The organism is Pedobacter sp. AK013 (assembly GCF_014205835.1).
Lineage (GTDB): Bacteria > Bacteroidota > Bacteroidia > Sphingobacteriales > Sphingobacteriaceae > Pedobacter.
On record NZ_JACHCQ010000034.1, the window covers coordinates 55,914 to 68,441 of the forward strand.

The window sequence follows — 12,528 nt, forward strand, 5'->3', positions numbered from 1 at the left end:
CTGCACTCCACTCGAAATGACGATCATTTGTTAGTAATGACAATTAAATGTTTTAAACCAACTTCATTTCTGCCAGTACACTGTTCATATTTCTTACTGCATCGGCACTTTTGTTAAATGCGGCCTGCTCATTGTCGGTTAATTTAAAATCGATGATTTTTTCCCAGCCGCTGCGGCCTATAATTACAGGTACGCCCAGGCAGATATCTTGTTGCCCGTATTCTCCTTCGAGAGAAACACAGCAGGTAAATAATTTTTTCTCATCACGCAAAATGGCTTCAACCAATGCCGCGCCTGCTGCACCTGGAGCATACCAGGCCGACGTTCCGATCAGGCCAGTTAAAGTGGCGCCACCAACCATGGTGTCAGCCGCAACTTTATCAAGCGTAGCTTTATCCAATAAATTACTTACCGGTAAACTTTGGTAGGTAGCTAAACGGATTAATGGAATCATGGTGGTATCGCCATGGCCGCCAATTACAAAACCTTGTAGATCGTTAGGATTGCAATTTAAAGCTTGCGATAAATAGAACTTAAAGCGCGAGCTATCTAAAGTGCCACCCATACCTATAATGCGGTTTTTTGGTAGGCCTAAAGATTTCAGGGCTAAATAAGTCATGGTATCCATTGGATTGCTGATCACGATAATGATCGCCTCTGGAGAGAATTTTAAAATATTTTCGGCAACGCCCTTAACAATGCCAGCATTAATACCGATTAGTTCTTCGCGGGTCATACCCGGTTTGCGGGGCAATCCTGACGTAATTACTACCACATCCGAACCAGCAGTTTTGCTGTAATCGCCCGTTACACCGATAATTTTGGTGTCGAAACCTAAAAGGGTTGCGGTTTGCATCATGTCAATCGCTTTACCTTCGGCAAAACCCTCTTTAATATCCAATAATACAAGTTCGTTCGCTAATTCTTTGCGGGCAATATTATCTGCACAAGTGGCACCAACTGCGCCTGCGCCAACAACCGTTACTTTCATATATTTTATTTTAATGGTTTGCGTATCGTTAAATCCTAATCGAAGGTAGAAATAAATATAAGGTTTAAAAATCCTTTTCAAAACTTTATAATTTAAACCTGCGTTTACTTAATAGAGATTGAACAGTGGTTTTTTGTTCTAAGAAATTATGAAAAACAAAGCCATTTCTAATATAGATCTTTATTATGGTAGCGAACTTAAATGGAAGCAGATTTATTTGGTGCGTATTATTGAAAGGTGCAGGCAGAAAGAATATGAGGGGAGTGAGCTGGTGAGTCAAGAATATTTTTATCATTTTTAAGTTTTTGTCATTCAGAGCCCAGCGAAGAATCTTTTTTAATGAATCCGGGATTAATGTTTAAAAAAGCTTGAGAGGTTTGACTGCCATATTTTTGTTGATAAAATCCTGACAACTTCAACCCTCAAATTCCTTATTTTTGAAGAACCGTTATTATTCTGAAACGGTTAATTCTTTACTGCACAATATGTACTTAATTTTTGATACCGAAACCACTGGTTTGCCACGTAATTATAATGCACCCATTACCGATACGGATAATTGGCCGCGTTGTATACAGATTGCCTGGCAATTGCATGATGAGATGGGGAGATTGGTTGAACATCAGGATTATCTGGTTAAACCAGAGGGGTTTAATATTCCGTACGATGCAGAACGGATACATGGTATTTCTACTGAACTGGCAGCTGAACAAGGTATCAGTTTCGACGAAATGCTGGCTAAATTTAACGAGGTTTTAAATAAGGCAAAGTTTATCGTAGGGCAAAATGTTGGTTTCGATGTGAACATCATGGGCTGTGAGTTTCACCGTTTTGGGGTCGCCAACCGTTTAGCAGAAATGCCTGTTTTGGATACCTGTACCGAAGTTACCGCCCAACTTTTACAATTGCCAGGAGGTAGGGGTGGAAGATTTAAACTGCCAACCTTAACCGAGTTACACTCTTATTTGTTTGGTGTTCCTTTTAACGAAGCCCACAACGCAACTGCCGATGTGGAAGCAACTACACGTTGTTTCTTAGAATTGGTAAAAAGAGAGGTCTTTAAAAAAGAAGAATTACAGGTTGATGTAGAATATTTTCCTCGTTTTAGGGAGGTAAATCCAGCTACTATTGAAGGTGTTGGTTTAAAACACATTAATTTAAAAGCTGCTTCTGATGAAATCCGCAAACGCCAGCAAAAAACGGAAGGCGGCGGAATTTCTAAACAAACACTTGCAGATAATAAACAAGAGCTTGCAGCAGCTACTTTTGTGCATTTGCACAACCATACCCAATTTTCGGTATTGCAGAGTACCATTAGTATCCCAGATCTGGTAAAAGCTGCGGCAGCACAAAAAATGCCAGCGGTAGCCATGACCGATCATGCGAACATGATGGGGGCTTTTCACTTTGTAAATCATGTTTTAAACCATAACAAAGCTGCCGAAGCAAAAAATGCTGCCGCAATTGAAGCGGGCGAGCGGCCAACAGAGGTGGTAATGACACCTATTGTTGGAGTTGAATTTTTTGTTTGTGGCAACCACTTAGACCGGACAGCAAAAGATAATGGTTACCAGATGGTACTGTTGGCGAAAAATAAAAAAGGCTATCATAACCTGGCTAAAATGTCGTCTATTGCCTATACCAAAGGTTTTTATTACGTTCCACGTATTGATAGGCAGGTAATTGAACAGTACAAAGAAGATATTATTGTCCTTTCCGGAAACCTTTCCGGAGAGATTTCGAATAAAATATTAAATCTCGGCGAAAATCAGGCAGAAGAAGCTTTACTTTGGTGGAAAGCCCAATTTGGTGATGATTTTTACATAGAGGTAATGCGCCATAACCAGGAAGATGAAAACCGTGTAAACGAAACTTTGATTGCCCTGGCCAATAAACATGCCGTTAAACTGGTGGCCACCAATAATACTTATTACATTAATAAAAAGGATGCCAATGCGCACGACATTTTACTTTGTGTAAAAGACGGTGAAAAACAAGCCACACCGATTGGTCGCGGTCGTGGATACCGTTATGGATTGCCAAACCAAGAATACTATTTCAAATCGGCCGATGAAATGAAGGCGCTTTTTGCTGATTTGCCCGAGGCAATTTTGAATATTCAGGAAATTTTGGATAAGGTTGAAATTTACAAACTTGCCCGCGAGGTACTCTTACCAAAATTCGATATTCCTGATGAATTTTTGGTTGCCGAGGATGAAGCCGATGGTGGAAAACGTGGTGAAAACAAGTTTTTAAGACATTTAACCTACGAAGGTGCTAAGCGCCGATACGGAACATTAACGGATGATGTTATCGAACGTTTGGATTTCGAGCTGGCAACGATCGAAAAAACCGGTTACCCGGGTTATTTCCTGATTGTACAGGATTTTATCGCGGAAGCGCGAAACCTCGATGTATCGGTTGGTCCAGGCAGGGGGTCGGCGGCAGGTTCTGCTGTTGCTTATTGCCTCGGGATTACCAACATTGACCCGATTAAATACGATCTCCTGTTCGAGCGTTTCTTAAATCCGGATCGTGTATCCATGCCCGATATTGATATCGATTTTGATGATGAGGGTCGTGGCAGGGTAATGGACTATGTAATTAATAAATATGGCGCCAACCAGGTAGCACAGATTATTACTTATGGCACCATGGCCGCCAAATCGTCTATCCGCGATACGGCACGTGTGTTAGATTTGCCATTGTTTGAGGCCGATAAAATTGCCAAGCTCATTCCGAACATGAAGCTGGCTAAAATCTTTAACCTTGACGAAAAAAGCTTAAAAGATGCTTTGCGGCCTGATGAATATGAGAAAGTTGTAGAACTTAAAAACCTCGGTAGCCAGAAAGATTTAAGTGCCGAAACCATTCAGCAGGCACAGGTTTTAGAGGGGTCGTTGCGTAACACAGGTATCCACGCCTGCGGGGTTATTATTACACCGAGCGATATTACCAATTTTGTTCCGGTATCAGTAGCCAAAGATTCTGATTTATATGTTACCCAGTTTGATAACTCCGTTGTAGAAAGCGCGGGTTTATTGAAGATGGACTTTTTGGGTTTAAAAACCCTTACCCTAATAAAGGATACCGTAAAACTGGTTAAAAAAAGGTTTGGTATCGATCTTGATCCAGATAATTTCCCTATTGATGATGCCCTGACCTATGAACTTTTCCAGCGTGGTGAAACCATCGGGATTTTTCAGTACGAGAGTCCGGGTATGCAGAAATATATGAAGGAGCTAAAACCAACGGTTTTTGACGATTTAATTGCGATGAACGCATTATATCGCCCAGGACCAATGGAGTACATTCCAAGTTTCGTTCGCCGTAAAAATGGCGAAGAAGAAATTAAGTACGATTTAGATGCCTGCGAAGAGTATTTGAAAGAAACTTACGGAATTACCGTTTACCAGGAGCAGGTAATGCTTTTATCGCAGAAACTGGCCGGATTTACCAAAGGTGAGGCCGACGTACTGCGTAAGGCAATGGGTAAGAAGCAGAAAGAAGTTCTAGATAAAATGAAGCCGAAGTTTGTGAAACAAGCGGCCGAAAAAGGTCACGATGCTGCAACTTTGGAAAAAATATGGAAAGATTGGGAAGCATTTGCATCCTATGCTTTCAACAAATCGCACTCTACCTGTTATGCATGGATTGCCTATCAAACCGCATACCTAAAAGCACATTACCCTGCCGAATATATGGCTGCAGTACTATCCAATAACATGAGCGATATTAAACAGGTGGCTTTCTTCATGGAAGAGTGCCGCCAAATGAGTGTTACCGTACTAGGGCCTGATGTTAACGAATCCGATCTTAAATTTTCGGTAAATGCCAAGGGCGAAGTCCGTTTCGGTATGTCGGCAGTAAAAGGTGTTGGTGAAAAGGCCGTAGAAAGTATTATTGAAGAAAGATCGGCAAATGGCCCTTATATTAATGTGTACGATTTCGCCAAGCGATCCAACACACGCATTGTAAATAAAAAAGCTTACGAAAGTTTTGTATATAGTGGTGCTTTCGATGCATTTGGAGGTCATAGGGCACAGTATTTTTATATCGGTCCGAACGATAAAATGAACGGCATTGAAAAGATTATTAAATATGCCAACGATTTTCAAAACAATGAAAGTACCTCACAAGCTTCTTTGTTTGGCGGCTCTAAAGCTGACCTCATTTTAGAACCAAGTTTGCCAGTTGCGCCAGAATGGGCATTAATGGATAGGTTAAAATACGAAAAAGATGCTATTGGGATTTTTCTATCTGGCCACCCTTTAGATAATTATAAACTCGAGCTCGATAAATTCTGTACACATGGTGTTAAACAGCTGAGTATCATTAATAAGGTGCGCATGGGCGATAGCAACGAGGATATATTGGCCGAATTCGAAAAATTAAAAAACCGCGAGCTTTGTGTAGGCGGACTCGTAGTTACGGCATCGCAAAGGATTACCAAAACGGGTAAGCCATTTGGTACTTTTGTTTTCGAAGATTATGACGATGCAAGTGAAATGGCCTTGTTTGGTGAAGATTTTCTAAAGTTTAAATCGTTTTTAACCGAAGGATATTTTTTACAGATTAGAGGCCGGGTTGGTGAGCGTTTTGGTAAAGCCGGCGATTGGGAATTTAAAATCACCGCCATTAATTTAATGTCTGAACTGAGGGATAAATTGGCGAAAAGTTTAACTATCCAAGTACCAATTGAACGGGTTAACGATCAACTGATGCGCGAGATTGAAGCTATATTAGCAGACAATAAGGCAAATTCTGAGCAGCAGAACTGCCAACTTAACTTCGCTGTTTTTGATCGGGAAAAAGAGATTATGCTGGATATGCCTTCCAAAAATCTTAAAATAAATCCAAGCAATAAGTTTTTGGAACAATTACTAGGGCTCAATGTTGTTAATTACAAGCTGAACTAAGGGTGAAGGTAGAAGGCTTAAAGGCTTAGGCGCCCAAAACCTTCCACCCTCGACCTTTATACCTTCTACCTCAAAATAATGTCAAATTGACATTACAGATGGGTTGGCATTACAATTGAATACATATATTTGAACATAAAAAAAATAATTATGGCATTAGAAATCACAGATGCAAACTTCGAGGAGCTTGTATTAAAATCAGATAAACCCGTATTAGTAGATTTTTGGGCAGAATGGTGTGGCCCTTGTCGCATGGTTGGTCCGGTAGTAGAAGAAATCGCAAAAGAATATGATGGCAAAGCGGTAGTTGGAAAAGTAAATGTTGATAACAACCCTCAAATTTCAATGCAGTTTGGTATCCGTAACATCCCAGCTTTATTATACTTTAAAGGTGGTGAAGTTGTTGACAAACAAGTTGGTGCTGTTCCAAAATCAGTATTGGCAGAAAAATTAAACAAGCAATTGGCTTAGTTTAAGCTTAAAACAAAAATAGCAAAGCCCAAGGGCTTGTAACATATTTAAAACCCAAGTTCATTTGATGGATTTGGGTTTTTTATTGCAAACATAATTTTGTTTCTTTAATAAAAAACTCACAATCATGTCTATTAACTTATTTAACAGTAAAACTTTGGGTATTTTATTGGCAGGTATAACACTAAACTGTGCAAATATTGCATGTGTATCGGCGCAGAATCCTGTTGAAACTAATGAACCATCTGCGGATTATAAGCCGGCATTTGCCGGGCAGACCCGAATTGCAGGCGTAAAGACCAAAACCCCTCTGGATATCAAGATTATTAATGAAAAGTTAGAAAATCCGTGGGCCATTTCAGTTCTTCCGAATGGTGGTTTCCTAATTACACAAAAGCAGGGTACCATGGTAATCCTTACGCCAGATGGTAAATTAAGCAAAAAAATAATCGGTTTACCGAAGGTAGATCCTTCAGGCCAGGGTGGTTTATTAGATGTAACCTTAGACCCGAACTTTGCAAAAAATAGGATGATTTATTGGGCTTATTCAGAGCCACAAGATAAAGGTGTTTTATTGGCCATTGCCAAAGGTAAACTAGCGGCTAATGAAACTACCATAGAAAACCAAACCATTATTTACCGCGCTACGCCAGCTTATGGCGGTAAACTGCAGTACGGATCGAGAATTGTTTTCGATAAAAATGGTAATTTATTTGTAAGTACAGGTGAACGTTCGGGAAATGATATCAGAATACAGGCGCAGTACTTAAATTCTTCGCTAGGGAAAATTCTGCATCTTACTACTGATGGAAAAGCAGTTGCCAATGGGCCATTTGCAGGTAAAGCCGATGCCCGACCTGAAATTTATGCTTATGGACTCCGTAATCCGGATGGTTTAGCCATTAATCCCACAACCGGAGATTTATGGGAAGCCGAATTTGGGCCGAAAGGTGGCGATGAGGTGAACATTATTAAACCGGGCAAAAATTATGGTTGGCCGATTATTACCTACGGAACAGAATACAGTGGAAAAAAAGTTGGAGATGGTATTACACAGAAAGAAGGTATGGAACAACCGGTTTATTACTGGAACCCAAGTATTTCGCCTGGTTGTATAGCTTTTTATAACAGTAACAGCATAGCCGAGTGGAAAGGCAATTTATTTGTAGGTGGTTTAAGTGGTTCGCATATTATCCGATTGGTGATAAAAGATGACAAAATTGTTGGCGAAGAGCGTTTACTGGAAGGTAAAGGCGAACGTTTCCGCGATATGGTGGAGGGCAAAGATGGAGCACTTTATTCGGTAACCGATAACGGACATTTATATAGGATAGCGAAGAAATAATTAGTTTTTAAACCTATCAGATTTCGAATAAATTGATAGGTTTTTTAAAATATTAATCCCGAATTCTTTTGAGTTCGGGATTTTTTTTGGGGGGAATGGGAGGCTGTTTTTCATCAGGACTTTCAGTCCCGCTCCGTTTTATCCTGATGAAGGATCAGGATGCTCACTACTATCGGGTTTATTTACAAGGGACAGCAGCATAGTCGGTGCCACCTAAACCCGACCATGGCGGGATGCCGAGTTAGCACTTATTTTTATTATTGTACGGCGTGCTTGCTTGTTTCACGGCTTCATCGGCAGAAGCAGGGGGCGGGAGTGTTGCAACCCATCATCAAATTAGAAACCAGATACTATTTAAAAACCTCATTTGTGTTAAAGCTGCTTATAGACGTACCTCTGATGTAATTATGGCATTCTAATTGCTGTAAATTTATTATTCCCTATTATTTTATTGTGATTTAATAATTAGTTATCAAAACATTAATAACATAATGATGGAATATTCTTTAAAAGAAAAAAGGAATGCAGGTATCTTATTTTCCTTTTATGATCCTTTTAAATCATTTCAAGGCTTTAATTCATGCTCATATCCCAGTTCTTCAATAACTTTAATTATGATACTATTCATAGAAATTATATTGTCGAAAAAAAATCCACTAAAGGTGGAACAGATATAGATTATTATTTTCTTGATTCGGGCATATTTTGTAGTAGAAAAAAGCGTATAAAATTTAACAAAAAAACAAAGTCTCTACTATTAATTGTTGAGAATGGGTTACCTATATATTTAAGGCCAACTTGGGATGATACAACAAATAAAAGGATTTTAACTTTGGATAGAAGGTTGCAAAATCCCGCAAGAGAATTTATTAATACAGTTGAAGAAGAACTTGGTATACAATTGAGGATTGTACAAGCGTTAAGAACCGTTGCTGAGCAAAACGCACTATACAATCAGGGAAGAACAACTCCAGGTAACATTGTAACTAAAGCAAAGGGAGGCTCAAGTTATCATAATTATGCATTAGCAATGGATGTGGTAATTGTTAAAGAAGGCCAGGCTGTTTGGAGCATTTTGCCTAGAGAAGTGGTTAAAATTGGAGAACAAGTAGGATTTGAATGGGGAGGGAATTAGAAAGGTTTTAAAGACTATCCGCACTTCCAGATGACTTTTGGGAAAAGCATTAAAGATTTAAAAAATAAAAAATAGCATGAAGAGACTTCTAATATTGTTATTTGTTGCTATTTGTAGCAGCTATAACATTTTTGCAGCTGATAAAAATCCAATTAGAAATGCTGTAGATAGTGCGGCATTAATCAAGAAAATCCAATCAGATTTTGTATTAATCAATAAGCAACTGAAATTTTTTAAAAAGAAAACCAAAGATGCTTTCGGAATGTCTGCAGAAGGTGGCGAAGTAATTGGTTATTATAATAAAGGCGTGCTTAAAAAGATACATTGTATCTTTTATGGTGAAACGGGAAAGGCTGAAACAGATTATTACTTTAACAACAAAAAATTATTTTTTTTATACAAGAAAGAATTTTTTTATGATAAACCTATGTATCTAAAAGATTTTAAGATAAAAAAAACAATAGAAACACGTTATTATTTGGCTGAAGATAAGGTGATTAAAGCTATGGTAAAGCCCAATGCCTCCTTGGTACTCTCTCGTACTGAAATAAAAGAAGCACTTAAACAGGTTATGGATATTTTAAACGAAAAATAGGTTTTGAATTTTGGTAATGAGTTCAGTCCCAATTTTTCATCGGTACCAGAGTGAAGCCCTGTAAAGTCCGACCCTTGCGCAGCTTAGGGAAACGGCCAAATCAGTTTGCAGTTTGTAATTTACAGTTTGCTGTCGCTATTTAATTAAGTTTAAGAACCTGATCGGTTTTTACAGGTTTTTTAATAAATCTTTTATTAGCTTTACCATATGCAGGCTGTAAACTACGAAAACGAAACAAGCTATGGTAATTTAGAATTGCTTGCCCAGCAAGTGGTAGAAGGTTTTATTACCGGATTGCATAAAAGTCCATTTCATGGCTTTTCAGTCGAATTTGCCGAGCACCGTCAGTATAATAATGGCGATAATGTTAAAAATATTGACTGGAAATTATACGCCAAAACTGATAAACTCTATAGTAAACGTTTCGAAGAAGAAACAAATTTACGCTGTCAGTTTGTGATTGATGTTTCCTCATCAATGTACTTTCCAGAGCCTAAAAATAACAAATTGATTTTCTCCATACAGGCTACTGCTTCATTAATGTACCTGTTGAAGAAACAGCGCGATGCCTTTGGGTTAAGCTTATTTACAGATGAAATACTGTTGAATTCGCCAGCAAAGTCGACCACTGTACATCAGAAATATTTATTTACACAATTAGAAGACCTGCTGCATAAACCTAAGGTAAATGCGCAGACTAACTTGAGTGAAGCTTTACACCAGGTTGCCGAATTAATTCACAAACGCTCTTTGGTTATTATTTTCAGCGATTTATTTAATACGCAGACTAGTACCGATAAAACAGACGGTTTTTTTGATGCCCTGCAGCATTTAAAATTCAACAAGCACGAAGTAGTGGTTTTTAACGTGGTGGATAAATCAAAGGAAGTGGAGTTCAATTTTGAGAACCGTCCATACCAGTTTATCGATATGGAAACAGGAGAAACGATTAAAGTGCACACTAATCAGGTAAAGGAAAATTATACAGCCGCAATTTCCTCTTATCGTCAGCAAATTGCGCTAAAATGTGCCCAATATAAAATCGACTTAATTGATGCCGATATAAACGAGGGATTTTACCCAATCCTTCAGTCTTATTTAATTAAACGGCAAAAATTGGGTTAAAATTTTGTTGCAAACAACAGCAGTTCAGCACTGTTTAATAGAAAAATTTAAACTTTAAACTCCCTAATATGTTAGAAAAAGGCGCAACAGCACCAGATTTCGAATTGAATGCTACCCCTGATCAGAAAATAAAACTTAAAGATTTTAAAGGTAAAAATGTAATCCTGGCTTTTTATCCTGCCGATTGGAGCCCGGTATGCAGCGACCAAATGGCACTTTATAACGAAATGTTAAAATATTTTAGTAAATACGACGCACAGATCTTCGGCGTTTCTGTTGATAGCGTGTGGTGTCACCTTGCCTTCGAAGAAAATAGAAAACTGCATTTTCCCTTATTGGCAGATTTTGAACCAAAAGGTGCAGTATCAAAAGCTTATGGGGTGTATGATGATGAACTTGGAGAAAGCAAAAGGGCACTTTTTGTTATTGATAAAGATGGAAAAATTGCCTGGAGTTATTTGTCACCAATAGCCGTTAATCCTGGTGCAGACGGAATTTTAGACGCCTTAGAGGAATTAAATAAAAAATAAGTTATGAGTACTTTAAAACCAGAAATAAACGATCAAGATCATATTCAAGGCGATGATTCGGCCAGTGTAACCATTGTCGAATTTGGCGATTATCAATGTCCTTATTGCGGTAATGCCTACCCGATTATGAAGGAAATTGAAGAGACATTTGGCCACCAGATCAGATTTATCTTCCGCCATTTCCCTTTGGCAAATGCCCACGAATTTGCTTTTCCGGCGGCTATTGCTGCAGAAGCGGCAGGTTTACAAGATAAATTTTGGGAAATGCACGATGCACTCTACGAAAATCAATACCGTTTAAATGGCGAGCTGTTCGATGAATTGGCCGAAACGATAGGTTTAGACCTGGAACAGTTCCAGCAAGACAGCAGCTCAGAAGAAATCAAACGAAAAATAGAAGATGATTTTGATAGCGGTGTACGGAGCGGTGTAAACGGAACGCCATCATTTTATGTAAACGGAACTAAATTTGATGGAGGTGCAACAGACCTTTATCAGATGCTTAAAGAAAGTGCGGAATAAATTGGGGATTCTGAAAAATTAGGGTCTAGGTGTTCACCACCCTGACCCAGTAGGTATCTAATTTATTTTAGCCTTAATAACATGAGAATTGCTAATCCCGATTAGAAAATCGGGACAATATAGCAGCCTTAATATTAATAAACCCAATTTCTTATCCCGGAAATGGCTCCATTTTCGCACAATCGCAATAACAATCGGCATCAGTTACATTAAACTTTTTTAAAAAATACTGGTAAAAGCCAATTCTATCTTTCATTGCAGGCATTTCGGTTCCTTTATTACATTCTAAAGCGCCGTTTACAATATTAATTGTCATGCCGAAACCGGCTTTATATCCTTTTTGCAGTTCCGAAGCAGATGGTTTCCATTTATTGGTAATTACATCATGAGGAGATGGTTTTGCTCCCTGTGGCGTCATCCAGAAATAAATTGCGGTTTCAAAGGCAGTTATGGCATTAGTGCTAACCATATTCGGGTTTTTAAGTAAAATATTCTTATTACCAAATAAACAATCAGATGCAAAACCATAATTACTATTGTAACTTAACTGAATGGGGCCTCGGCCATAATATTTTTTACCCGTGACGGCAGGATAAGTTACATTGGCAACTGTATAATTGGCATTGGTATCCAATTCATGGTTAAGCATTAAACCATCATTATATCTATTGTTAATTCCGTTACGGGTTTCGTGCGCGATATGAGCGAACATTGCCGCAAGTTCTTTTTTGTTTACGCTGATATCTTTTGATGCGCAGAAATCGGCATAATCGATATTTAAAGGATCAAGCGGAAAAGTTGGGGGGGATGTTTTAAGCATATATTTTCGACAATCTGAATAAGAAGAATTTAATATCCCTTACACCTCTTGAGGTTGCCCTAAAAGCTTTGATCT

Annotated in this window: 11 protein-coding genes; 9 read left to right on the forward strand and 2 right to left on the reverse strand. The window is 38.6% G+C overall.

What is annotated here, in order from left to right; all coding sequences use genetic code 11:
• Positions 1–52: 52 nt before the first annotated feature.
• Positions 53–991: a malate dehydrogenase gene (gene mdh / locus HDC90_RS20295; protein ID WP_184469633.1), complete on the reverse strand. Its 939-nt coding sequence runs from the start codon at positions 989–991 to the stop codon at positions 53–55.
• 148 nt (positions 992–1,139) lie between these two features.
• Here mdh and HDC90_RS20300 point away from each other — a divergent pair, with 148 nt between their 5' ends.
• The 9 genes from HDC90_RS20300 to HDC90_RS20340 all read left to right on the forward strand — a co-directional run bounded on the left by HDC90_RS20300 (position 1,140) and on the right by HDC90_RS20340 (position 11,633).
• On the forward strand, positions 1,140–1,292 hold the full coding sequence (locus HDC90_RS20300) for a hypothetical protein (protein ID WP_184469635.1): 153 nt from the start codon (positions 1,140–1,142) through the stop codon (positions 1,290–1,292).
• Positions 1,293–1,476: 184 nt separating this feature from the next.
• A complete protein-coding gene (gene dnaE / locus HDC90_RS20305; protein WP_184469637.1) occupies positions 1,477–5,910 on the forward strand; it encodes a DNA polymerase III subunit alpha in 4,434 nt (1,477 codons plus the stop codon).
• A 150-nt stretch (positions 5,911–6,060) separates the two neighbouring features.
• The gene (gene trxA / locus HDC90_RS20310; protein WP_039482143.1) at positions 6,061–6,381 is read left to right on the forward strand and encodes a thioredoxin; all 321 of its coding nucleotides are present in this window, start codon (positions 6,061–6,063) and stop codon (positions 6,379–6,381) included.
• 127 nt (positions 6,382–6,508) lie between these two features.
• Positions 6,509–7,726, forward strand: a complete 1,218-nt coding sequence (locus HDC90_RS20315; protein WP_184469639.1) for a PQQ-dependent sugar dehydrogenase — start codon at positions 6,509–6,511, stop codon at positions 7,724–7,726.
• Positions 7,727–8,306: 580 nt separating this feature from the next.
• Positions 8,307–8,861: a M15 family metallopeptidase gene (locus HDC90_RS20320; RefSeq protein WP_221451902.1), complete on the forward strand. Its 555-nt coding sequence runs from the start codon at positions 8,307–8,309 to the stop codon at positions 8,859–8,861.
• A gap of 76 nt (positions 8,862–8,937) precedes the next feature.
• Positions 8,938–9,456: a hypothetical protein gene (locus tag HDC90_RS20325; protein ID WP_184469641.1), complete on the forward strand. Its 519-nt coding sequence runs from the start codon at positions 8,938–8,940 to the stop codon at positions 9,454–9,456.
• Positions 9,457–9,663: 207 nt separating this feature from the next.
• Positions 9,664–10,581 (forward strand): DUF58 domain-containing protein, encoded by a 918-nt coding sequence (locus HDC90_RS20330; RefSeq protein ID WP_184469643.1) that lies wholly within the window; start codon positions 9,664–9,666, stop codon positions 10,579–10,581.
• A 68-nt stretch (positions 10,582–10,649) separates the two neighbouring features.
• Entirely contained in the window at positions 10,650–11,111 is a 462-nt protein-coding gene (locus HDC90_RS20335) for a redoxin domain-containing protein (RefSeq protein WP_184469645.1), read from the forward strand.
• 3 nt (positions 11,112–11,114) lie between these two features.
• Positions 11,115–11,633: a thioredoxin domain-containing protein gene (locus tag HDC90_RS20340; protein WP_184469647.1), complete on the forward strand. Its 519-nt coding sequence runs from the start codon at positions 11,115–11,117 to the stop codon at positions 11,631–11,633.
• A gap of 151 nt (positions 11,634–11,784) precedes the next feature.
• Here HDC90_RS20340 and HDC90_RS20345 read toward each other — a convergent pair whose 3' ends face one another.
• Positions 11,785–12,453, reverse strand: a complete 669-nt coding sequence (locus tag HDC90_RS20345; protein WP_184469649.1) for a chitinase — start codon at positions 12,451–12,453, stop codon at positions 11,785–11,787.
• Positions 12,454–12,528 lie beyond the last annotated feature (75 nt).

Bases quoted from the DNA above. Each gene is read 5' to 3' on its own strand.
- mdh (WP_184469633.1), bottom strand. From the start codon at position 991: ATGAAAGTAACGGTTGTTGGCGCAGGCGCAGTTGGTGCCACTTGTGCA.
- HDC90_RS20300 (WP_184469635.1), top strand. From the start codon at position 1,140: ATGAAAAACAAAGCCATTTCTAATATAGATCTTTATTATGGTAGCGAA.
- dnaE (WP_184469637.1), top strand. From the start codon at position 1,477: ATGTACTTAATTTTTGATACCGAAACCACTGGTTTGCCACGTAATTAT.
- trxA (WP_039482143.1), top strand. From the start codon at position 6,061: ATGGCATTAGAAATCACAGATGCAAACTTCGAGGAGCTTGTATTAAAA.
- HDC90_RS20315 (WP_184469639.1), top strand. From the start codon at position 6,509: ATGTCTATTAACTTATTTAACAGTAAAACTTTGGGTATTTTATTGGCA.
- HDC90_RS20320 (WP_221451902.1), top strand. From the start codon at position 8,307: ATGCTCATATCCCAGTTCTTCAATAACTTTAATTATGATACTATTCAT.
- HDC90_RS20325 (WP_184469641.1), top strand. From the start codon at position 8,938: ATGAAGAGACTTCTAATATTGTTATTTGTTGCTATTTGTAGCAGCTAT.
- HDC90_RS20330 (WP_184469643.1), top strand. From the start codon at position 9,664: ATGCAGGCTGTAAACTACGAAAACGAAACAAGCTATGGTAATTTAGAA.
- HDC90_RS20335 (WP_184469645.1), top strand. From the start codon at position 10,650: ATGTTAGAAAAAGGCGCAACAGCACCAGATTTCGAATTGAATGCTACC.
- HDC90_RS20340 (WP_184469647.1), top strand. From the start codon at position 11,115: ATGAGTACTTTAAAACCAGAAATAAACGATCAAGATCATATTCAAGGC.
- HDC90_RS20345 (WP_184469649.1), bottom strand. From the start codon at position 12,453: ATGCTTAAAACATCCCCCCCAACTTTTCCGCTTGATCCTTTAAATATC.